This window comes from Marinomonas sp. MED121, assembly GCF_000153025.1.
Lineage (GTDB): Bacteria > Pseudomonadota > Gammaproteobacteria > Pseudomonadales > Marinomonadaceae > Marinomonas.
This window is the reverse complement of record NZ_CH672433.1, coordinates 165,342-187,600: the sequence shown is the minus strand read 5'-3', so window position 1 is coordinate 187,600 and position 22,259 is coordinate 165,342. Positions and strand designations below refer to the sequence as shown.

General features: G+C 39.3%; 21 protein-coding genes. All 21 read left to right on the top strand.

What is annotated here, in order from left to right:
* The 21 genes from MED121_RS19325 to fliP all read left to right on the top strand — a co-directional run bounded on the left by MED121_RS19325 (nt 1) and on the right by fliP (nt 22,259).
* Nucleotides 1-360 carry a response regulator gene (locus tag MED121_RS19325; RefSeq protein ID WP_009835457.1) on the top strand — a complete coding sequence of 120 codons (360 nt, stop codon included), beginning with the start codon at nt 1-3 and terminating at the stop codon, nt 358-360.
* A gap of 7 nt (nt 361-367) precedes the next feature.
* The gene (locus MED121_RS19320; RefSeq protein WP_009835456.1) at nt 368-2,050 is read left to right on the top strand and encodes an EAL domain-containing protein; all 1,683 of its coding nucleotides are present in this window, start codon (nt 368-370) and stop codon (nt 2,048-2,050) included.
* Between the two features lie 19 nt (nt 2,051-2,069).
* Entirely contained in the window at nt 2,070-2,540 is a 471-nt protein-coding gene (locus tag MED121_RS19315; protein WP_036181248.1) for a helix-turn-helix domain-containing protein, read from the top strand.
* On the top strand, nt 2,540-3,691 hold the full coding sequence (locus tag MED121_RS19310) for an ATP-binding protein (protein ID WP_009835454.1): 1,152 nt from the start codon (nt 2,540-2,542) through the stop codon (nt 3,689-3,691). Before MED121_RS19315 ends, MED121_RS19310 begins: the two co-directional genes overlap by 1 nt.
* A 1-nt stretch (nt 3,692) precedes the next feature.
* A complete protein-coding gene (locus MED121_RS19305; RefSeq protein WP_009835453.1) occupies nt 3,693-5,039 on the top strand; it encodes a sigma-54 dependent transcriptional regulator in 1,347 nt (448 codons plus the stop codon).
* A gap of 68 nt (nt 5,040-5,107) precedes the next feature.
* Entirely contained in the window at nt 5,108-5,467 is a 360-nt protein-coding gene (gene fliE / locus MED121_RS19300) for a flagellar hook-basal body complex protein FliE (RefSeq protein WP_036181245.1), read from the top strand.
* Between the two features lie 30 nt (nt 5,468-5,497).
* Nucleotides 5,498-7,153 (top strand): flagellar basal-body MS-ring/collar protein FliF, encoded by a 1,656-nt coding sequence (gene fliF, locus MED121_RS19295; protein ID WP_009835451.1) that lies wholly within the window; start codon nt 5,498-5,500, stop codon nt 7,151-7,153.
* Nucleotides 7,154-8,167 (top strand): flagellar motor switch protein FliG, encoded by a 1,014-nt coding sequence (fliG, locus tag MED121_RS19290; RefSeq protein WP_009835450.1) that lies wholly within the window; start codon nt 7,154-7,156, stop codon nt 8,165-8,167.
* Nucleotides 8,168-8,170: 3 nt separating this feature from the next.
* Complete coding sequence (locus MED121_RS19285; protein WP_009835449.1) at nt 8,171-8,989, top strand: FliH/SctL family protein; 819 nt, start codon at nt 8,171-8,173, stop codon at nt 8,987-8,989.
* Nucleotides 8,979-10,304 (top strand): flagellar protein export ATPase FliI, encoded by a 1,326-nt coding sequence (gene fliI, locus MED121_RS19280; RefSeq protein WP_009835448.1) that lies wholly within the window; start codon nt 8,979-8,981, stop codon nt 10,302-10,304. The genes MED121_RS19285 and fliI overlap by 11 nt, the downstream gene beginning before the upstream one ends.
* A gap of 55 nt (nt 10,305-10,359) precedes the next feature.
* The gene (fliJ, locus tag MED121_RS19275; protein WP_009835447.1) at nt 10,360-10,794 is read left to right on the top strand and encodes a flagellar export protein FliJ; all 435 of its coding nucleotides are present in this window, start codon (nt 10,360-10,362) and stop codon (nt 10,792-10,794) included.
* A gap of 32 nt (nt 10,795-10,826) precedes the next feature.
* A complete protein-coding gene (locus MED121_RS19270) occupies nt 10,827-12,734 on the top strand; it encodes a hypothetical protein (protein WP_131471006.1) in 1,908 nt (635 codons plus the stop codon).
* Nucleotides 12,735-12,797: 63 nt separating this feature from the next.
* Complete coding sequence (locus MED121_RS19265; RefSeq protein WP_009835445.1) at nt 12,798-14,765, top strand: hypothetical protein; 1,968 nt, start codon at nt 12,798-12,800, stop codon at nt 14,763-14,765.
* 188 nt (nt 14,766-14,953) lie between these two features.
* Complete coding sequence (locus MED121_RS19260) at nt 14,954-15,256, top strand: STAS domain-containing protein (protein WP_009835444.1); 303 nt, start codon at nt 14,954-14,956, stop codon at nt 15,254-15,256.
* Nucleotides 15,257-15,259: 3 nt separating this feature from the next.
* Entirely contained in the window at nt 15,260-16,960 is a 1,701-nt protein-coding gene (locus MED121_RS19255) for a fused response regulator/phosphatase (RefSeq protein ID WP_009835443.1), read from the top strand.
* A 56-nt stretch (nt 16,961-17,016) separates the two neighbouring features.
* Nucleotides 17,017-19,008, top strand: a complete 1,992-nt coding sequence (locus tag MED121_RS19250) for a flagellar hook-length control protein FliK (protein ID WP_009835442.1) — start codon at nt 17,017-17,019, stop codon at nt 19,006-19,008.
* 135 nt (nt 19,009-19,143) lie between these two features.
* Nucleotides 19,144-19,668 (top strand): flagellar basal body-associated FliL family protein, encoded by a 525-nt coding sequence (locus MED121_RS19245; protein WP_009835441.1) that lies wholly within the window; start codon nt 19,144-19,146, stop codon nt 19,666-19,668.
* Between the two features lie 6 nt (nt 19,669-19,674).
* Nucleotides 19,675-20,643, top strand: a complete 969-nt coding sequence (fliM, locus tag MED121_RS19240) for a flagellar motor switch protein FliM (protein WP_009835440.1) — start codon at nt 19,675-19,677, stop codon at nt 20,641-20,643.
* 13 nt (nt 20,644-20,656) lie between these two features.
* Nucleotides 20,657-21,109: a flagellar motor switch protein FliN gene (gene fliN / locus MED121_RS19235; RefSeq protein WP_009835439.1), complete on the top strand. Its 453-nt coding sequence runs from the start codon at nt 20,657-20,659 to the stop codon at nt 21,107-21,109.
* Nucleotides 21,106-21,513 (top strand): flagellar biosynthetic protein FliO, encoded by a 408-nt coding sequence (fliO, locus tag MED121_RS19230; protein WP_009835438.1) that lies wholly within the window; start codon nt 21,106-21,108, stop codon nt 21,511-21,513. Before fliN ends, fliO begins: the two co-directional genes overlap by 4 nt.
* Nucleotides 21,510-22,259 (top strand): flagellar type III secretion system pore protein FliP, encoded by a 750-nt coding sequence (gene fliP, locus MED121_RS19225; RefSeq protein ID WP_009835437.1) that lies wholly within the window; start codon nt 21,510-21,512, stop codon nt 22,257-22,259. Before fliO ends, fliP begins: the two co-directional genes overlap by 4 nt.

Sequence of the window (22,259 nt, the reverse complement as noted above, 5' to 3'; positions counted from 1 at the left end):
ATGTCAGAGCAGCAAATACTCTATGTAGAAGATAATGAAGATAATGTTTATATGCTTAAGAGAAGATTAGAGCGTAAAGGTTATCAAATGCACATTGCGTACACGGGTGAAGAAGGGGTTGAGCAAGCGTCTTCGATAAAGCCAGATCTTATTCTTATGGACTTGAGTTTGCCTGGGATAAGTGGTTTTGAGGCGATAGTTCAAATTCGTGCGAATGGTGTGGAAGTGCCGATTATTGTACTTTCTGCTCACGCAATGGATTCGTATATGGATGAAGCTGTTGCAGCTGGCGCTAATGATTTTGATACTAAGCCTGTTGATCTTAAACGTCTTGTTCAAAAAATTGAAAGCTTAATTTAGGTGCCTTATGTCTGTAAAAATTCTTATTGTTGATGATTATGAAGATAACCGATATACCTTAAAACGGCGTTTAAAGAGAGACGGTTATAAAGAGTGTGATGAAGCTGAGAATGGCCAAATTGCGCTGGAAATGATGTCGAAAAAACAATATGACTTGATTTTGTTAGATCTCATGATGCCTATTATGGATGGTTTTGAGGTTCTTGAGCACATGAAGTTAAAGGATGAGTTCCGACATTTACCTGTGATCATGATTTCGGCAGCGGATGACCTAGAGAAAATTGCTCAAGGTATTGCCTTAGGGGCTGAAGACTATCTACCTAAGCCTTTTAACCCAATAATCTTAAAAGCTAGGGTGAAATCAGCGTTAGAAAAGCGTTCTCGTTCTTTAGATCAGATTAACGCTTTGACGTTTAAAGATGCCTCAACAGGCTTGTTTAACGAAGCGTATTTACTGCAAGACAGCTTTAAAAATGAACTCGAAACTAAACTAGATTCAAAAGAGTTAGGTTTAGTTGAAATATTTTTTGAGAAATACTCTGTACTTACTTCTAGTTTGGGTAAAGCCAGTGCTGATCTTTATTTAAAAACGCAGTTAGAGCGTATCCAGGCTGAGTTTGCTGACTTAGGTGAATTGTATGTGATTTCTCCTGGGCGCTTTGTATTTCTTGCTTGTGAATATGAGTCTTTGGATGCTTTAGTTAATCGTTTACAGGATCTGATTAATCACACAAAAATAGGTGTGGAGATTAATAGTGTAAGCGTTATTGAAGAGCTTAAAGTTGGTGTCAGTATTGAGAAAAGCTTTGATAAGGGTTTGTCAGCAGCATTGCATCACGTCAATGTCGCTAGGTTGCAAGCAAATCAGTTTATGCCGTTATCTTTTTATGATGATGCTATGGCGTCGTCTGTTGTTGATAAATTAAAACTTGAAGCGGATTTGCGTAAAGCCATTTTGAATGATGAGCTTATTCTTCATTATCAACCACAAGTGCACGCTAAAACAGGAAAGGTATGTGCTGCTGAAGCTTTAGTACGCTGGGTGCATCCTGAAAAAGGAATGATTTCTCCTTTTCATTTTATTCCAATTGCTGAAGAAAGCGGCATGATTGTTGAGCTTGGCAAAAGTGTTATACGTAAAGCGACTCATCAAATTGAGCTCTGGCAAAATAGTTATGAAGGGGAGTGGTGCTTTCCTATTAGCGTAAATGTCTCTGCTCAGCATGTTGCCCAGCCTGAATTGGTTGGTTATATTGCTTCTTTATTAGAAAAGCATAATTTAAAGACATCTATGCTGAAAGTTGAATTAACTGAGTCTGCACTTGTCGAAGATGAAACTGGCACTCGAAATGTGCTCAACGCGATGCAGGAAACTGGGTTAAAAATCTCTCTTGATGACTTTGGTACAGGCTTCTCTTCCCTTTCATATTTATTAGAGTTGCCTCTGGATCAGCTAAAAATAGATAAAATGTTTGTTGATAATTTAGTGCATGATGAAAGGTCGCGGAGTGTTTTTAAGCATGTTGTTAATCTAGCCCATGATTTAAAGCTTGAAGTTGTGGTGGAAGGTGTTGAAGATGAAGAGCAGCTAAACTTAATTAATCAATCAAATGTTGACTTTATACAGGGTTATTACTTTTATAAGCCTTTGCCAGCAGATGATTTTTTCGATGTAATAGAGGGGCAATAGGCTTTCCTAAGGAGTTGATTTGAACTGTTGGTTGTATGGCTTAACCCTTGAAGAGGGGCTACAAGTAAGTGCGATTTTAAATTATTTAGGCATTGAGATTGATGAGCCTGAATTTGCTACACGTACGCCAGTCTTTATTGTTGTCGGGGAATTAGCCAATCCGTTTACCAATCAGGTGGATGTTCCAATTATTTCATTAAATCAATCATTTAACCTATATGAGGCTAGTCTTTATTGGTATAGTCCTTTGCCTTGGAAACAGGATGAGCTACAAAAAATCTTGAAACAAATCAATGAATCAAGAAAGTTGCCTAAACGTCATGCATTAGATTTGAATCTGCATGTAAGACATTTAGAATCCTTGTTAATTAGACAAGCTCTCGTTTCTTCACGTGGTGTTGTTTCAAAAGCTGCAGCGAGTTTACAGATTCAACGCACAACATTAATAGAAAAAATGCGTCGTTATAAAATAGATAAATCGGAGTTTTAGTGACAAAGGATGAAGAAATTAGAGCGTTAAAAGCGGCATTTGAAGAATTTTCGCAAACGTCTCAAATTTTAACTAACTCCTACCACGAATTACAAAATCAAGTTGCAGAGCTTGCGCAGAAGCTCGCTCAGTCAGAACAAGAAAAGCAAGACGAAGTTCGTAAAAATGAGATGTTGCTGGCGCAGTTTCAGCAACTGTTTCAATCTATGCCTGTTGGTGTCTTAATGCTTAACTCCAATGGCTTGGTCATTATGGCTAATAAAGTTGCGATTAAACTTTTTGATGTTGAGCTGGTTGGCCATGCTTGGGGAAAAATCGTTCCACAAAGTTTTGCGCCGCAAAAAGATGATGGTCATGAGGTGACCATGGTGTCCGGACGAAGAGTAAGGGTGGAAACCTCATCACTTGGCAACGTGCCAGGTCAACTGATTATTTTAATTGACCTTACCGAGACATTTAAACTTCAGCAACAGCTTTCTCACCATGAAAGGCTCTCTAATATGGGGAAAATGGTTGCTGCACTAGCCCATCAAATTAGAACGCCTCTAGCAAGTGCTACCTTGTACGCAGGGCACCTTCAAAATCAAGACCTTTCTCAGCCTATGAGGCAAAAGTTTGCAGATAAATTGATGGGACGTCTGGAAAATATTGAACGTCAAATCCGCGATATGCTTATATTTTCTAAAAGCGATATAAGGCTTGATCAGAAAGTGAGCGCTCAGGATTTCTTTATTGAGCTTTCAAGTTTGTCTCAGGATATATGCGAACAAAAAATAACTGAATTTGAAGCAGAAAACCTATTAGATAAAGATGTATTGATTCAATGTAATAAAGACACATTAATTGGTGCTTTATTAAATTTATTAAATAATGGTATTGATGCTCAGGATAAGAATCCAAGGATAAAATTAGAGGTGGCTCTTGAAAATGACCATGTGAGTATTACCTATGTTGATTTTGGTCCAGGAATGACTAATGATGAATTAGAGAAAGTGCATGAAGGTTTTGTTACCACTAAGCAGCATGGAACAGGTTTAGGCTTGATGGTTGTGAAGGCTGTAGCGAGAGCTCATCATGGGCTTTTAGAGATAAATAGTGTGAAAAATTATGGTACTAGAGCACAAGTACTTATACCAATAATTAAGGGTTAGTATGTCTGAAGTGAGTTTATTGATAGTAGAAGATGACAAAGAGCTTGCAGAGGCCCTCGAAGATACCCTAATGCTTGCAAATTATCATTGTGTATTAGCTTATAGCGCTGAAGATGCTGTGCTAGCACTGAGAGAACAAGCATTTGATATGGTTGTCTCTGATGTTAATTTACCTGGCATGGATGGCTATGGTCTTTTGTCACATGTTATCGAAAAATATCCAGATCTTCCCATTATGTTGATGACTGCCTTTGGGGATATTGCTCATGCTGTTGAAGCGATGCGAGAAGGTGCAGTTGATTATCTATTAAAACCTTTCCAAGCTGATGAGCTCCTTACGACGATAGCAAAGCATGCTCGTCATAACCCTGAGCAGGTAGGCCAAGGGCCTGTTGTCAAAGATAAAGCTAGCTTGGAGTTGTTGGAGTTAGCTAAACGTGTTGCTGTCACAGACTCAACTGTACTTATTAGTGGTGAAAGTGGAACCGGGAAAGAAGTTTTAGCGACTTATATCCACCAACATTCGGAGCGAAGCCAGGCTCCTTTTGTTGCAATTAACTGTGCTGCTATTCCTGAAAATATGCTGGAAGCGATTTTGTTTGGTTATGAGAAAGGGGCCTATACTGGCGCTGTTTCTTCTCAAGCGGGTAAGTTTGAGCAAGCAAATGGTGGTACTTTATTGCTTGATGAAATTTCAGAAATGGATGTCGGGCTTCAAGCAAAACTCTTACGAGTGATACAGGAGCAAGAGGTCGAAAGGCTTGGCGGTAAAAAGCCTATTGCTTTGGATGTTCGTATTATTGCTACGACTAACCGAGATCTTGCGGATTACGTGAGAAGTGGTGGTTTTAGAGAAGATTTATATTATCGTTTGAATGTTTTTCCTCTTAGGTGGTTACCTATTAGGGAGCGAAAAGGGGATATTATCCCAATAGCTCAGAGTTTGCTGGCAAAATATACGCAAAAAATGCGTTTGACAGGTACATCATTAACGCCTTCGGCGCAAAGTCAGTTAGAATCTCATCCTTGGCCAGGTAATATTCGAGAGCTTGAGAATGTTATTCAAAGAGCGCTTATATTAAGCCCTAATGGTGTAATACAGGATTCTCATATCGCTTTCGATATGATGTCTGCAGTTGTTGAGCCGAATGAAGAAGAGGAAGAGAGCGATAATGCTGCTTCAATTTTAGGGCAAGGTGTGCAACAGCATGAGTTCAGAATAATTGCGCAAGCTTTAATTGATGCTAATGGAAAGCGTAAAGATGTGGCTGAAAAATTAGGCATTAGTCCAAGAACGCTACGTTATAAAATTGCCAAAATGCGTGAGTGCGGTTTGGAAGTTGATTGATTTATCTATCTTGTTTTTCTTAGCATTATGCTAAGCTAGATTGAATAACGAATTCGTAGGTGATGAAAATGGTCAGTAATAGACCAGATATTAATCAAGTCTTATCTCAAATGAGAGATATGAAATCACAGGTTCAACAGCCAGGTGTCAATACACCTTCACTTTCTGATGCCCAAAAAGTAGAGGAGAGTGGCGATATTGAACGTGCTGACTTTGCTCAGATGTTGAAAGATGCTGTTGATAATGTGAATAGCTTGCAACAAGAAGCTAAAAGCTTGGCACAGGCTTACGAAAGAGGTGATGAAAATGTTGATTTACCTCAAGTTATGATAGGTTTGCAAAAGTCTAGTGTCTCTTTTGAGGCAATGACTCAGGTAAGAAACAAACTTGTTGATGCATATGAAAAAATTATGAATATGCCGATTTAGGTGAGATGTATAAAATTTTGGCGATCCTAAATGGATAATGTTCCAGTACAGCAATCTGATCAAAAACTCTATGTAGAGTTATTAACTGGCTTCAATAAACTGACTGTAATTAGACAGTTAGCCTTGATGGTCGGTTTGGCTGCATCTATAGCAATTGGGTTGGCTGCGATCTTATGGACAGATGGCCCTGAATATAAGCCTGTCCTGAGTAGTATTACCGATTATAATGCGGATCAAATTGTTGAAGTTTTAAGCATCAATAATATCCCTTTTAAACTTGATGAAAATACTGGCGCTTTGCTAGTTGAAGCTGATCAATACCATCAAGCTCGATTAAAACTTGCTGGTTCAGGTATTGTTAATGACACAATAGTTGGCATGGAAATAATGGACCAAGAGCAAGGTCTTGGCACCTCGCAGTTTGTTGAGGGAACGCGATACCGAAGAGGCTTAGAGGGCGAATTAAGCCGTACTATTTCAAGTTTACAAAGCATCAAATCTGCTAGAGTGCATCTAGCCATTCCTAAAGAATCCGTTTTTGTTAGAGATACCCGCAAACCTTCTGCTTCTGTTTTTCTTGAGATGTACCCTGGAAGACGACTTGATAGAAGCCAAGTTGATGCGATTGTAAATCTTGTTTCTTCTAGTATTTCTCAGTTGAGTGCTAAAAGCGTTACAGTCGTTGATCAAAGAGGCACCTTATTAAGCGAAAAAGAAACAAGCTCTGAGCTTTCGGTTGCAGGTAAGCAATTTGATTACACTCGAAAAGTAGAAGATGTACTTCTTAGTCGAGTAAATAGTATTTTAGGGCCAGTTGTTGGGGCTGACAGGTTTAAAGCGGAAGTTTCAACAGATGTTGATTTTACTTCTGTTGAACAAACGGATGAACAGTATAACCCTGACCTTTTGGCTTTACGTAGTGAGCAAACCTTAAACGAAAGTCGAAATGGCACAACGAATTCTGGCATACCTGGTTCATTGACGAACCAACCGCCTGGCGCGATTACTGCACCTGAGGTGGCCAATAGTGCAGGGGCTGCATCGGGCACTAATGGTGAATCTCGTCAAGAAACGACCAGAAACTTTGAGCTAGATCGAAGTATTAGTTACACCAGAAGGCAGCAAGGTACCATTCGACGTTTATCGGTTGCGGTAGTTGTTGATGATTTGGTGAGTATTGATCCTGAGACATCTGAACTTGTTAGAACACCTTGGAGTGATGATGAGCTAAGTCGTTTAACTTTATTGGTTAGAGATGCTGTGGGATACGACTCTGCTCGGGGTGATAGTGTTAGTGTTATCAACTCACCTTTTGCTGTGCCTGAGCCTCTCCCTACCCCAGAAGAACTTCCATTTTATCAACAAGAGTGGTTCCTAAGTTTAATTCAGCCTACCTTGGTTGGTTTTTTCGTCCTTATTCTATTGATGGTTGTGGTACGACCTATTCTTAAAACCTTGGGCGAACAGAATAAAATTGCCGTGGCAGAAGATGCAGAGGCTTCGATCTTTGCGGATGAAACTGATGAAATATCTGATGATCAGGTTTCTCTTGTTAGTGCTGAAGATATTATGGTACCTGGTTCACCAGAGAAAATTGAAAGACAGCTTAATGCAATTCGAGGCTTAATAGCGGAAGAGCCAGAACGAGTTGCACAGGTAGTTAAGCAGTGGGTAATGGATGGCTAAATGAGTGATACGGAACAGAATGACGATTTAAGTTCGTTACAAAAAGCCGCGGTTTTACTTATGTCTTTAGGTGAGTCAGATGCAGCTCAAATATTGAAGCATATGGGCCCTAAAGAGGTTCAGCGGATTGGTCAGTCTATGGCTCAACTCGCTAATGTTCAAAGGCACCAAGTTGAAAAGGTGCTAGATGATTTTCTTGTGCTTGTTGGCGATCAAACCGGTCTTGGTTTAGGTGCTGATGGCTATATTCGAAATATGCTTAAAGAAGCGCTGGGTGAAGAGAAAGCGGGTAGCTTAATTGATCGTATTTTATTAGGTGGCAATACAACAGGCCTTGATACACTTAAGTGGATGGAGCCAAGGGCGGTTGCAGATGTTATCCGTTATGAGCACCCTCAGATTCAAGCAATTGTTATTTCCTATTTAGATTCTGATCAAGCTGCTGATATTTTAGCAAACTTTGATGAACGCGTTCGTTTAGACATTGTATTGCGTGTAGCGTCTTTGGAGACGGTTCAACCCGCTGCATTACAAGAATTAAATGCCATACTCGAACGCCAGTTCTCTGGCAGTCAGGGGTCACAGTCAACATCTATTGGTGGCGTGAGAACCGCAGCGAATATAATGAACTTTATTGATAGTTCAGTTGAAGCTGACTTGATGGAATCTATTCGTGATGTAGATGAAGATCTTGCGAACACTATTCAGGATATGATGTTTGTCTTTGATAATCTGATTGATGTGGATGATCGAGGGATACAGGCAATTTTACGTGAAGTTGAGTCTGAGACCTTGATTCTAGCCTTAAAGGGCGCAGATCCAGATATGCAAGAAAAAATCTACAAGAATATGTCCTCGCGTGCTGCTGATATGCTTAAAGATGATCTTGAAGCCAAAGGCCCTGTGCGTGTTAGTGAAGTGGAAGTTGCACAAAAAGAAATTCTTGCTATTGCTAGACGTCTTGCCGATGCCGGTGAGATTATGTTGGGCGGTGGCGGTGAACAAATGGTTTAACCTATGTCTGATAGTGCAAAGAATAACGAGCGTAAGCTCACCGCTTATGAGCGCTGGGAGCTGCCTCATCTTGAAGACGTAGCGCCCAAAGAGGATAAAGGTAACTCATTACTAATACGTAGTAATGAGCCAGTAGAAGTTGAAGAAATAGATGAAGAGTCTTTAGTTTATGAGCCTCTGACCGCTTCACAGCTAGATGAAATTCAACTGGCGGCTTATGATGAAGGCTATGTTGAAGGGCTTGAAGAAGGTCATCAGGTAGGGCTTGATAAAGGTCAATCTGAAGGCTTTGAAGCTGGTCAGAAAGAAGGTTTAGAAACAGGCTATAAAGAAGGGTTTGAAAAAGGCTTTGCTCAATCTGTTGAAGAAGCACATGCGAAGCTTGAAGAAGTTGAAAAATTGCTAACACTTCTTACTCAAGAATTACAAAATCCTATCAAAGCTTGTAAAGATCAAGTTGAAACTATCTTATATCAAAGCATTGAAACCATGGTGCATAGTATTACCGCATCACAACTGACTGAGGTGTCAGAAGCCTTGCTCTCCTCCCAAGTTTCATTTTTAAGTCGAGAATTGGAAGAACTAGAACAGCCTCTTAGAATTAGATTGCATTCTGAAAGCGCAGACTTAATCAATACATTTTCTGTTTTCGAACGTATTAATATCAAAATTGAAAAAGATGATGCCTTGCTTCCAGGTGGTTTTGTCTTGGATTCTAAAGGGGCTTTTATTGATGCCTCAATTGAGCATAAGATTGAATTGATCTTAAAAGACCTCGCAAAATTAGCCCCACACTCGGAGCAAGATTCAGATGGAGTCTGACTTACTCTCCCGTCTTGAAAAGCTAAAACATTTCTCAGCATCTCCTTTACAACCTGTCTTAGAAGGTAAGGTCACTCGAATGGTCGGTCTTACAATGGAGGCTGTTGGCTGCAAAGTGGCATTAGGGGATCGATGTTCTGTCCAAGTTAGAAAAAATAAATGGGTTGAGTCGGAAGTGGTTGGCTTCACGGGGAATCTCACTTATTTGATGCCGACAGAGGCGATTAATGGTATTTCACCAGGCGCAAGGGTTAAGCCATTAATGGGTGAAGGTATGATGATGGTTGGCCCAGAGTTATTGGGGCGAGTTGTTAATGGCTTAGGTTACCCGCTGGATGGCAAAGGACCAATAAAGGCTAAAGAGAAGATAGGAATGCAAGGGGATATTATTAACCCTTTAAAGCGCAAGCCTATTACTGACACCTTAGATGTTGGCATTAAGTCTATCAATAGTTTATTAACAGTTGGTAAGGGCCAGAGGTTAGGGTTGTTTGCAGGCAGTGGTGTGGGCAAAAGCATGCTACTAGGTATGATGACTCGCTTTACTGAAGCTGATATTACGATTGTTGGCTTGATTGGGGAGCGGGGGCGAGAAGTAAAAGAGTTTATTGAGCAAATTCTTGGTTCAGAGGGGCTTGCTCGATCTGTCGTCATTGCTTCTCCTGCTGATGATTCTGCTTTAATGCGGTTGCGAGCGGCAACTTTGACTACTCGAATTGCGGAATATTATCGGGATCAAGGGAAAAATGTATTGCTGTTGATGGACTCCCTAACTCGCTATGCACAAGCTCAAAGGGAAATCGCTTTATCTGTTGGGGAGCCTCCTGCAACAAAGGGATATCCACCTTCTGTTTTCTCTAAAATTCCACAGCTAGTTGAAAGGGCTGGGAATGGTGCAGAAGGCAGCGGCTCTATTACAGCATTTTATACTGTTCTAACTGAGGGCGATGATCAGCAAGATCCTATTGCTGATGCTTCTAGGGCCATTTTAGATGGGCACTTTGTATTGTCTCGACGCCTTGCTGAAGAGGGGCATTATCCTGCGATTGATATCGAGGCTTCTATTTCAAGGGCAATGCCCCATATTGTGAGTGATGCTCATTTAAAAGGTGCGCTTAGGGTGAAACAGCTCTATTCTAAATATCAACAAAATCAAGATCTAATCGCAGTTGGAGCTTATGTTAAAGGTGCAGATCCTGATACAGACCAAGCCATTGCGCTGATGCCTGAGATCAAATCATTTCTTCAGCAAGGTTTGAGTGAACAGTTTAATATTGATGCTAGTCTAGAGGCGCTTGTAAAGGCGATGACCTAGACCAGAGAATATTAATTAGGCATCATGTATCTTCAGTTTAAAATTGGATAGCTTAATGAAACGATCTGAACGTATTCAAAAGTTAGTAGCATTGTCTCAAAAAAAGGAAGATAACGTTGCGCGTCTCTTAGCTCGACAAAAACAAAAAGTTGAACAGGAAAAACAAAAGTTAGAGCAACTTCAAGAATATGCATCACAGTATGAATCTGAGAGAAATCTACTTGGATTAAGTCCCTATTTAGTCACAAATTACCAGCATTTTGTTAGCCGTTTAGAGCAAGCTGTGCAACAGCAAAAAGGTGCTATATCTCAGTCAGAGCATCAAGCTGATCAGGCACAACTTCAATGGCTGCAAGCGAGAGCAAAAACGAAAAGTATGGATCTAGTTAAAGGCAAGCATGCTGAGCAAGAAAGGCGTTTAGAAGAGAAGCAAGAGCAGAAGCAATTTGACGAATTTGCTATGCTAAAATATATGAAATCAAGCAGTTAACCTAATTCATCTAAATTATCATGGATGTGCTATTGAGTAAGCTTAGCTATCGCCTTTATGAAATGGAGAGCCATTGTCTTTCTTATGATGCTTTTCCTGTTGATAGCCTAATTGATATTAGGGAAGGGCTCGTTTGGTTAAAGAGTGCGCTAAATAATTTTTCAGACTCTCCATCACTGTTAAACCTTTTTGGACAAATCGCTGGTGTTATCTTTCATCTCCAGCAGCAACACTCACCTTTTTTATCAAGTCATCGTGAGATTCTAATAGAGTTTATTGATCTAATGCGTCAGCTGGTATTAGAGCAAAGTTTTAATGGTCTAGCCGCAGTAAATCTTGTATCTAAGCAAGAGCGTATTGATCAGCTTGTTGCTAGAGTTGAGCAAGGCAAAGTCGCTTTAAACTCTCATTCTTCTTCACTCAACCTCTTTGAAGCTAAGCTTGAGCAAGATGAAGAGTCATGGTTGCTTATGCTATTAGATTTTATTGAGCACTTTTCTCGGATAGGTGAGTTCTCTGTAGAGGGTGGGCTTAGTTTTAAATTTGAAGATGGTCTAGAGAAAAACGCTGGTTTACATACTAGCTCTTTGGTAAATGTTCTTAAAATACACGTCAAGACTTCACAGTCTCTTGCTTGGATGAATCGTCATTATGGTCAGTTTAATTGGGAGCTAACGACTTTCACTTATGATAGTGCTGTTGACCTGTCACCTATTTTTAGAAGTATTCGAGTGGCAAGGTCACAAGCTAAGTTGCATTATCAAAAGGGGAGTGATTTAGCCCTTGCAAATACTTCTCTTGAGGCGATATATAAATCAACTCAGTTGATCACGCTAAAGGAATTATCACAAACTTTAGGTTGGCGCTTTGCGATTCCTTTTACTTGTTCGCCTTTGCAAGAAAAACACCTAGTTAATAGGTTAGGTCTGGATGATTTTTATAAAGAGGTTGGAAGGGCTGCTTCATCTTTAAACCTATCTGATACTCATAATATATTTTTACAACTTCAGGATGTTGCTGGAGCCTCTTATATTTATCTTTATGCTGGGAGAGGCTTATCAAATGATCCTATTGGCTCTGTTAGCTTAACTAAAAATTATGAGCCTTTTTTCGAGTCCTCTTTAGCCTTAAATTTAGCAGAGCAAAATCTAATACTTGCTTCTTTTGGGAGAGAGAGAATATGTGTGCCCCACTCAAAATTACATTCACTATTGCATTGGGGTGATGTTAACAGTTTTGAGCAGGAAGCTGATGGTCAATTAAACTGTTTAATCAATGGGATTGGGCAAATCTGTGTCTTTACAGATACTGAAGAGAATTTGAACTTGCACCATAATAAGCGAATTATCTTAGTGAATGATTTTGATACTTCATATGGTCTGTTAGTTGATGATATAAAACTAGATAGTCGAGGTTATAAAATTCAAAGCTTTGGTCTTCCTTCTAAAGCAGGTATGTTATGGCGAGCTAACAAATTAGATTATGCTGTAGAAATTAACCCTCTGCTTTTGAGTGGTGAAGCTATCAGTGACGGTTCGCAGCAGAGTGACGTTTCTATTGATCTTGAAGATGGCTGGTTAACAAAAATTGCTGAGAAGCACGTATTTATTCGATCAAATGTAGTGGCAAAGCATTTAGCAGCAAACCAGTTTGATACAATTGAGCTAAAGTGTATTGATGTAAGCTTAATTAATATCGAAGAGTGCTGTTACCCTTTTTTAAATTTTGCTACTTCACCTGCATTATCTTTCATTCTCTTAACTAACCAGAATGAGAGCTTCTGTTTATCAGTGAATTCAACTTATTACAAAAAGAGTTTAGATATTTCAAGTGTTAAAACGGATAATTCAAAAAGGCTGATGATGAGTGATTTTGCTAAAGAATTAACAACATCTAATGAAGAGTGTTTATATGTAATTGATGATCTGAGTTTTAGGTAGTTTTAATAACAGATTATGTATAATTAGGTGTTTTAAGTTTAACTCCTTGCTTTAGGATGCTAGATGACTGAAATTAATTTAAATGTGCGTCGAAATAATATCATAACCATTATAACCCGGGTTTTGGTTGTGTTGGTCCTATGGATTTGTCTGGTTGTATCTGGTTTGTTTTTCTTTATTACTCAAGAGAATGATAAGAAAATACTTGCGGATCAGAGAGTTGAACTAATGATGGAGCAATTGAATGAGCTTCAGGTAGAGGCGCTTGGGCTTTTTATTTATTCGACAAACATTGTACCTCATAGCGAGAGTAGTGTTATTGAACTGTCTGAAAAAGAGCAGGTTTTACAGGCTAGGTTATCAGCAGAATTGGATGAAATGGTTAATATTTATCAAGACATTGAAGGTTTTCCTACGATTGAACTTGATATAGATGCATTGCTTAATCTACAAGATGTAAGCGAAAAAGAACTTATTATTGATGTGTTTCAAGAAAAATTAGCGATCGCTAGAAATGTACTGCATGAATTTAAGTGGCTTAAAAACCAAGAATATTTAGTTAATTTTCAGAGTTTTCAAGAAGCGGTTATTGCATTAACCTTAATCACTCTCTTAGGTGTTATTTTTACATTCTTATTAATACGTAAAAGAGTCTCTCTTGGGCTGGATAATGTTCTAAATCTAGTAAGAAAATACAACCATAAGCAGTATGCGTTTATTCCAGATTGGCCTCATAATGATGAGTTTCGAGAAATTTTCTTTCATCTGCAACAACTAAAAGAATTTAGTTTAGTTAACAGCTCTGTTATTGAAAGAGATAAGCGATTACTTGAGCACTATTTTCAGAATATTCAAGAGCCTTGTTTAGCGCTTAATACAGATCGACGATATGTGTTCTGTAATAAGTTATTTGAAATCGTTTGGTCTGAATATCAAGTTGAGCTTGAATCTAGCTTATGTGATAACGATGAATTGTCACTTGATTTAGTCGATATTAAAATTGCCAGTCTAGAAGAAAACCCCAATTTACCGAGTCTCTTTAAATTTAACGGTTTAACTTACTCACTAAATGAAGAGACTATTCATGATAATGGCCAGTTAATGGGGTATTTGTTGAAATTTACACCTGTTTCTGATGAGTTGGAATATGAAGCAGTAACTAAAATAGTTGCTCTGATGTCGGCTGATGTTTGGAATGCACCTATTAGAGTTTTACGTGAAGAGTCACGAGTTGCTTCTCTTGCTAAACAGCTGGAAAAAATCAGACTTTCTGTTGTAAATCTTTTGAACTTGTTTGATGGCATGTCACTCAATGATGAGGCTCAGAAAGTTGAATCATTAAAAGATATTAGTGAATTAATTATCTTATTAAGTGAATCCCTTAACGATACAAAATTAACGCTTGAGTCAAAAGAGTCCGAGTTCAATCTGATAACTGAAAAGGCAGAAGATGAGATTTTACCTCCCTTAGATTTCACCTCAATACAGGATGTTGTGAAAACACTGAGAGAAAAAGTAGAGGCAAGTATTTTTGAAAGTTCGAAAGCAAACCTTGTAACAGCAGAAAACATGCAAGAGCTGGAAACAAATTTATTGCAAGGTTATGAGAATTTGAATCAAAGTTTGTCTATTGTTTATAAAGGGGTGGAATCAAGCGTATCTGCTATCGAGGAAAGCGCTAGTTGCATGTCAGAAGTAAAGGTGGCGCTTGCTAATGCTATTCTTGATAAAGAAGATGCCGCAAGTGATAACGATGAGTTGCAATCTGTAGCGATTGATTTGAGTCATGATATTGATACGGTAGCGCAATTACTGAGTGAGTCTTTACAACAGGAAAAAGCTTCTCTTGCTAAGTTAGATGATGATATTGAAAGTTGTCAGAATCGCACTACGCAAATTAAAGCAAAACTGGAAAATTATAGTCATAATGAAAAGGAGAATGGATTGGTCTCCCAGTGTGAAAGCATGATGCAGGATGTATTTAGCTTAGATAATGCTTTGGATGACCTAATAAAAAATAGTAAACCTTAGTTTGTAAATGTACTTAAATGTAATGGCGAGAGATTTTATCTGGTAACAGGGTAAATTTTGTTATTCAATTCTCTAAATTCCAATTTGCTTTAAGTGTCGACACCGTCAAGGAAGGCAAATTCTCTAGGTTAAAATTGAAATTGTTTATGTCATTGCTCCATGAAAAGACTTTATAGGATTTGATTAGTATGATCATGCAGACACAATACGATGAGAAAAAACATGTGTTGACCATTCAGATTGAAGGAAGGTTTGATTTTAGCTGCCATAAAGCATTTAAAGATGCTTATAGCTCGGTGGAAAGTAACTGTAAATTTGAGTTGGATATGACAAAAGTCACTTATGTGGATAGCTCCGCTTTAGGTATGCTGCTGCTTTTAAGGGACTATGCTGGTGGTGATCAAGGGGAAATAATCTTGAATAACTGTAATGATGCGGTAGAAAAGATCTTACGTATTGCTAATTTTGATAGGTTGTTTTCACTGCATTAATCCATGTCTTTAGTTTCGCTTAATATATTAATTGCTGATGATAATCCATCTGATAGGTTGCTTCTTAAAGCAATGCTGAGTGGCCTTGGCCATAATGTTGATGTGGCCGAAGATGGGTTAGAGGCAATTGAAAAGTTTGATCCTGAAATAACACAACTTGTTTGCCTTGATGTTGTTATGCCTGACTGTGATGGCTTAGAGGCAGCTATCAAAATTCAAGAAATGAGCCGTGGGCGATTTATCCCCATTGTCTTTTTATCTGGCTTGTCTGATACTTCATCTCTTGTTAACTGTCTAAAAGTAGGCGGTAGTGACTTTATTTCCAAGCCATATAACCTTGTTCTAATCGCGGCAAAACTTGATGCAATTATACGTATATTATCGTTGCAGAAAAAGCTTGAGGCCCAGCGAGATAAGCTCTCCTCATATAATGAACAACTTATTCATGAGCAAGAAGTTGCTAAAGTTGTTTATGAAAATATTACTCACTCCAACTGTTTATCAGATCCTTGCCTAAATACTTTTTTCTACGGTCATCATCTTTTTAATGGTGATGTTATCTTGGCTGCCTACAAGCCAAATGGTGGGATGCATTTATTAATAGGTGATTTTACAGGGCATGGTTTGTCTGCTGCCATTGGCGCTTTACCATTAGCTGATATCTTTTTTGAATGGACTCGTAAGGGCTTCCTTATGAGGCAGATAGTACCTGAACTAAATCGTAGGCTAAAGGCGATTTTACCTGCTGATATGTTCTGTAGTGCATTGTTTGTCGACCTTAATATTACAGATAAAACGTTAGAAGTGTGGAATGGTGGTTTACCTGATGCTTTTTTCTTTTCGCAAAGGCAAAAAAAGCCACAGCCATTAACCTCTCATAATTTGCCACTTGGTATAGTATCTGAATCTGAATTTACCTATTCGACTGAGATTGTCAGCTTTGAAAAAGGAGATTCTTTTCTTGCTTGGTCTGATGGTATTTATGAGGCAATTGATTCTAAAGGGATGATGTTTTGTGAGCATCAATTAACTCCTCTCGTTGAAGGAAGAGTTGATTCAGATAATCTGCTGCATTGGTTGCGAAGAAAGTTAGAGACGGAAGGGGTATTAGACTCTTCCCATGATGATATTTCTTGCTTGAAGATTGATCTTAGTGACGCAATTGGTGCTGAGCAGGAATCTAATACGTTAACCGTTGAAGAGCCTGATACGCCTTCGGACTTCTCTTTTGAATATACGTTAAATGCTGAATCATTAAAAAATACAGATCCATTGCCATATATATTGCAAATCATCATGACGGTGTCCGGCTTGAAACACTATTCTGGACAAGTCTTTATGATGCTGTCTGAACTGTATTCTAATGCTTTAGAGCATGGCGTTTTGCGTCTTAATTCGAGTTTAAAAGAAACCAATGACGGATTTGTCCTTTATTATATGGAGCGAGAAACTCGCTTAAGCACGCTTGAGTCGGGATATATTAGAATAAAAATCTCAATATCTTCCAATGAAGTTGGAGGTATTTTAAGTATCCAACTTGAGGATAGCGGGGATGGTTTTGACACCTCTCAGGTCAAACTAAAGCTTGAAGATTCTGATGAAATGTATAATCGCGGATTACCTTTGCTTGGGCAGCTTTGTAAATCGATTAATTTTTCAGAAAAAGGTAACCGTGTTGAAATTCAATATCAATGGGATAAGTAGCTAATATTTATATTGGCCTTTGATTTGCATTAGTCAATGTAGAATCGGAGGACTATATGTTAGCGAATGCCAATTTACCCATTTCTACACCCAAGACAAATGCCAGTATGTCTGGCTCTTCTAGTGGCTCTCAAATTGCTAGCAGCTCAGAGACAGGTGATTCTACTTCTGAAGAAAGTTCTTTCGATGCAGTTTTTCAAAAAGTAAATGAAGATCTTGTTGTTGAGTCTAAACCCTCCCAAAATGAAAAAACTTCTTCTGATGTACCTTTAAATGATAGCTCGATAGAAGATAGCTCGATAGATGATAAAGCTATAACTGCTGTCGGAGAAGTTTCTAGTGAGAAGGCGAACCTAGAGGCTAATGCTGACAAGGCATCAGATAATAGCCTTGACCTGCAAGTGATTGGCTCAATTGCTGAAGGGGAGGAAGTTGATGGTGCTGCTTTATCTGTCAATCAGATGGATGGCATCGATGAAAATGCAAAATTAGCGTCCTCTGCGATGAGTGAAGGCATGTCTAATCTTACTCAAGAAGGTGGTTTAGCTGAAGAAGATACAAACCTCGACAAAACTGTCTTGCCTGCTTCGGCTAGTGTTGTGGGTGCGGGTGCTGTTGTTGATTCTAAAGGGGGAACTCAAGGACAAACTGCCGCGCTTGAAGCTGCGGAGCCGGGTCAAAATCTAGGCGCTTTATCAGGTGTAAGTGGCAAAGTTTTGCATGAAGAGGGGGCGAAACTTGCCAGTGAAAATGAAGGTTCTTATTTGGATACTTCGCTTATATCAGGCGCAACTATAGCTTCTATTGTTGCTTCAAATGAAGCTAGTGCTGCAGAGGGTGAGGTTATAGGGCAGCAAATTTCGCAACAGAAGTTAGCTCAACTTAACACTGAAATTAAAACGAACCAAAGCCCTTTAAATTCAACCTCGACTCAAAATTCTAGTGTTGTTAGTTCTGGGTTAAGTAATGGTTCAGAGCCTTTAGTTGAAAATTTGAAGCATGCTGCGAATGGTGAATTAACTTCACCAGCTGACAAAACAGATGCGCTAGCTGTAACTGCTGGCTTGGCAATGATAGGTGCAGGGACTAATTTACAAACAAAGAGTAAAGCCACGACACCTTTGGTAGAGGTGCAAAACTTAAATAAAGAGGTGGCTCAGGCTGTCACACCTTTAGTGGAAAGTGTTGAAGAAAGTGCAGACCTTGATTGGATTATGCAGCAGATGGGCGACACTAAGTCGATCAATGAAAAAAGTCTGTTAGCGGATACGGTAAAGCCGCAGCTTAGTGCCTCTCAGAGTCAACCCTTGGCAGGACTCAATGTAGATCAAACTCTAAAACAAACTGCGCCGTTATCATTAGGTTTAGGTGTGGAGTCAGGCTTGCTCGCCTCTTCAGATGAGGCCGGAAAAAATGCCTCTTTATTAGAGGTAGATGGGAATGCATCTTTGAATACAAAACCAGATTTAGAAGTGCTGCGTCAATTAGATTCAAATACTGGTATTAGAACAGGGTTAGGAGATACTCAGTTAACTTCTGGGCAGCAGTCGGTGCAGTCAGTTGGAGCGAGTGATGTTAGATTAGGTGCTGCTGTTAATACCAATAACAATCAAACAAATTTAACGATGCAGGTACCGCCTAACCACCCGAATTGGTCGTCTGAAATGGGTGATAAACTCATATGGATGAATCGACAGGGACTTCAACAGGCTGAAATTCATTTAGATCCACCTGAGTTGGGGAGTTTGACCGTTAAAGTTTCGCTTGATTCTGATGTGGCGAGTGTCAGTTTTGTTGCTGCAAATACTCAGGTAAAGGATTTGCTAGAGGGTCAAGTGCAGAGGTTGCGTGAAATGATGGCGCAACAAGGAGTTGAGCTTGCTGAGGTTGATGTTAATGTCTCTCAGCAAGGCTCAGGTTCTCAGCAGTTTGATGAAGGTGCTGAAGGACAATTTGCTCAGCAAGATGAAGAATTAGAAGATATTGCAATGGAGCCACTTCCGAAAGAGGGAAGAGTATCTCAATCGAAAGTCGATTTTTATGCTTGATGTGCCAAGATTAACTAAAAGCTGTGGTACTAGTGTTAAAACCTAGTAGAATGGCGTTAGTTTTAATAAGCTTGTATTTATCTTTCTATCAAATTGAAAATACAAGATTTTTTGATGAAATTTTAAGGGTAAAGCATGGCTGATGATGATTTAGATGTAAGCGCTGAAGAAGGTGCGAAAGGTGGTAAGTCGAAACTGATTATTATCATAGTTGCTGCAGTGCTTGTGTTAGCTATCGGTGGCGGAGCTGCTTTCTTTTTGTTAAGCGGTGATGATAGTGAAACTGCTGATGCATCAGCCTCAGAAGAGGTGAGTCAGGAAGTAAGCGTTGCGACAACTGGGCCTGCTATCTATCTAAAACTGGACCCTGCTTTTGTTGTTGATTTTATTGTTGCTGGAAAACAAAGATATTTACAATTAAACCTGACAGTAAAGTCCCGTGATCAAGGGCAAGTGGATGCGATTAAAATCCATATGCCTTTGATTAGAAATAGTTTGGTTTTACTCTTTTCAAGTCAGGTTTTTAATGAACTTCAATCAACTGAAGGCAAAATGGCTTTAAAGGCTGCAGCAGTTGAATCTATCAATACTATCTTGAGTGAAGAAACAGGTGCTGGTGGTGTTGAAGATATTTTATTTACTAACTTTGTAATGCAGTAGAAGTATATGTCTGCTCAAGATTTATTATCACAAGACGAGATTGATGCCCTCTTACATGGCGCCGATGAAAAGCCAGAAGAGGACGATGATGTTGGTGAAGGTGGCGTTGCCTCCTATGACATCACCAGTCAGGAGCGTATTGTCCGTGGCCGGATGCCTACGCTCGAGATGATAAACGAAAGGTTTGCCCGTTATACCAGAATAAGCTTGTTTAATTTGTTGCGACGTACTGCAGATGTTTCATCTGGTGGCTTACAGATTATGAAGTTTGGTGAGTATGTTCATACGCTTTATGTTCCTACCAGTTTGAATTTAGTTAAATTTCGCCCTTTAAGAAGTACAGCTTTATTCATTTTAGATGCAAAGCTAGTTTTTAAACTAGTAGATAACTTTTTTGGTGGAGATGGCCGTCATGCTAAAATTGAGGGTCGTGAGTTTACACCTACTGAGATAAGAATTGTTCAATTGATGCTTGAACAGGTGTTTGTTGATTTGACTGAGGCATGGGCACCAGTATTAAGTGTGGAGCTGGATTACATTGGTTCAGAAGTAAACCCTGCAATGGCTAATATTGTTAGTCCAAGTGAAGTGGTTGTGGTATCGACTTTCCATATTGAGCTTGACGGTGGTGGCGGTGAATTACATATTACTTTACCTTATTCGATGATCGAACCTGTTCGAGAGTTGTTGGATGCGGGTGTACAAAGTGATGTAGATGAAAAGGACGATCGTTGGGGAAAATCCTTGCAGCAAGATGTTAAGGAGCTTAATGTTGAGTTATCAGCTGCTGTTGCCCACGTTGATGTGCCGCTTCAAGATGTACTCAAATTTAAAGCGGGTGATATTATTCCAGTAGACATTCCGGAATTTATCACAGTAAGAGCCAATGGTTTACCAACTATAAAAGGTAAATTAGGGGTAAGTAATGAGAAGTATTCGGTACAAGTTGTCGAAAATTATAAATTGCCAAAGTAACGAGATAAGATAGATGTCTGAAGAATCTCCAGATCAAGCCGGAATGGATGAAGGGCTAGCCGATGAATGGGCTGAAGCCATGGCAGAGGCCGGTGAAACCGGTGATGATGGTGTTGAGGATGAATGGGCTGCGGCCATGTCTGAGCAGGATGCCAAACCTGTAGAGTTAGAGGAATTGACACCTTCGCTTGGTGCGCCAGATGCCCCAGCTGGTATGGATTTAATCATGGATATCCCCGTGACTTTATCTATGGAGCTTGGTAGTACCTCTATTGCTATTCGTAATTTACTTCAACTAACTCAGGGTTCTGTTGTTGAGTTGGATCGTTATGCTGGTGAACCACTTGATGTGTTGGTTAACGGTACTTTGATTGCTCATGGTGAGGTTGTTGTTGTGAATGATAAATACGGAATTCGTTTGACGGATGTTGTGAGTCCGAGTGAACGAATTAAGCGTATTAAGTGAGTAAAATTTTTTTGCCTTTTCTGGCTCTCTTGTTTGTTTTGTCGAATCAAGCCTTAGCATCAGGTATTGACGATTTAATGTCTGCATCTTCAATTTGGAAGATGCTTCTCTCCCTTGCTTTTGTTATTGCGCTAATCCCCTTATCGCTTATGGCGATGAAAAAAATACAAAAAATGCAAAATAGGTTTGGTAATACACCTATTCAAATCGTCAATGTTCAGGCCCTTGGGGCAAAAGAAAAGTTAGTTGTTATTGAGGTTGAGCAGCAAAAGCTTTTGCTTGGAGTGACTGGGCAATCAATTTCATTAATAAAAACATTATCTGATAAACAAGTTGATTTTGCCGATTATATGGATAGTCAAAATTCCACTAAAGGTGATGAGTCTAAGGATAAGAGTAAATGACTAGTGTTTTAACTGGCTTGTTTGTACTTTTATCTCTATTTCTATCTAGTCAAGTGTCAGCTGAAGTCGGTTTGCCTGCTCTTACGGTAACGACCAATGATGATGGTACGCAAGATTATAGTGTGTCTTTGCAAATCCTTTTCATCATGACAGCGCTGACTCTGTTGCCTGCTGCTCTAACTATGATGACTGCTTTTACAAGGATAGTCGTTGTGCTTGCAATTTTAAGGCAGGCAATTGGTTTGCAGCAAACACCATCGAATCAAATTATGGTAGGGATGGCCCTGTTTCTTACCTTATTTATTATGACGCCGACCTTAGATAAAATTAATGCGGTTGCGTTACAGCCTTATTTAGAGGAAGAGATAACCTCAATTCAAGCGATTGAAAAGGCGTCGGTTCCAATTAGGGATTTTATGCTGGCACAAACAAGAGAGAGTGATATTGCCTTGTTTGTAAAGTTGGCTGGAAAAGAGGGGCAAATAGAGTCATTAGAAACCTTGCCTTTTACCATTTTAATGCCTGCTTTTGTTGCAAGTGAACTAAAAACAGCCTTTCAAATTGGGTTTATGATTTTTATCCCTTTTTTAGTTTTGGATATGGTTGTGGCAAGTGTCTTAATGGCAATGGGTATGATGATGCTCTCGCCAATTATTATTTCATTACCATTTAAAATTATGTTATTTGTGATGGTAGATGGCTGGGCTATGATAATGGGAACGCTTGCAGCAAGCTTTGGAGTCTGA

What these genes read in the sequence shown, in the direction of transcription:
- MED121_RS19325 (WP_009835457.1), top strand. Translation starts at nt 1, where the DNA reads ATGTCAGAGCAGCAAATACTCTATGTAGAAGATAATGAAGATAATGTT.
- MED121_RS19320 (WP_009835456.1), top strand. Translation starts at nt 368, where the DNA reads ATGTCTGTAAAAATTCTTATTGTTGATGATTATGAAGATAACCGATAT.
- MED121_RS19305 (WP_009835453.1), top strand. Translation starts at nt 3,693, where the DNA reads ATGTCTGAAGTGAGTTTATTGATAGTAGAAGATGACAAAGAGCTTGCA.
- fliE (WP_036181245.1), top strand. Translation starts at nt 5,108, where the DNA reads ATGGTCAGTAATAGACCAGATATTAATCAAGTCTTATCTCAAATGAGA.
- fliF (WP_009835451.1), top strand. Translation starts at nt 5,498, where the DNA reads ATGGATAATGTTCCAGTACAGCAATCTGATCAAAAACTCTATGTAGAG.
- fliG (WP_009835450.1), top strand. Translation starts at nt 7,154, where the DNA reads ATGAGTGATACGGAACAGAATGACGATTTAAGTTCGTTACAAAAAGCC.
- MED121_RS19285 (WP_009835449.1), top strand. Translation starts at nt 8,171, where the DNA reads ATGTCTGATAGTGCAAAGAATAACGAGCGTAAGCTCACCGCTTATGAG.
- fliI (WP_009835448.1), top strand. Translation starts at nt 8,979, where the DNA reads ATGGAGTCTGACTTACTCTCCCGTCTTGAAAAGCTAAAACATTTCTCA.
- fliJ (WP_009835447.1), top strand. Translation starts at nt 10,360, where the DNA reads ATGAAACGATCTGAACGTATTCAAAAGTTAGTAGCATTGTCTCAAAAA.
- MED121_RS19265 (WP_009835445.1), top strand. Translation starts at nt 12,798, where the DNA reads ATGACTGAAATTAATTTAAATGTGCGTCGAAATAATATCATAACCATT.
- MED121_RS19260 (WP_009835444.1), top strand. Translation starts at nt 14,954, where the DNA reads ATGATCATGCAGACACAATACGATGAGAAAAAACATGTGTTGACCATT.
- MED121_RS19255 (WP_009835443.1), top strand. Translation starts at nt 15,260, where the DNA reads ATGTCTTTAGTTTCGCTTAATATATTAATTGCTGATGATAATCCATCT.
- MED121_RS19250 (WP_009835442.1), top strand. Translation starts at nt 17,017, where the DNA reads ATGTTAGCGAATGCCAATTTACCCATTTCTACACCCAAGACAAATGCC.
- MED121_RS19245 (WP_009835441.1), top strand. Translation starts at nt 19,144, where the DNA reads ATGGCTGATGATGATTTAGATGTAAGCGCTGAAGAAGGTGCGAAAGGT.
- fliM (WP_009835440.1), top strand. Translation starts at nt 19,675, where the DNA reads ATGTCTGCTCAAGATTTATTATCACAAGACGAGATTGATGCCCTCTTA.
- fliN (WP_009835439.1), top strand. Translation starts at nt 20,657, where the DNA reads ATGTCTGAAGAATCTCCAGATCAAGCCGGAATGGATGAAGGGCTAGCC.
- fliP (WP_009835437.1), top strand. Translation starts at nt 21,510, where the DNA reads ATGACTAGTGTTTTAACTGGCTTGTTTGTACTTTTATCTCTATTTCTA.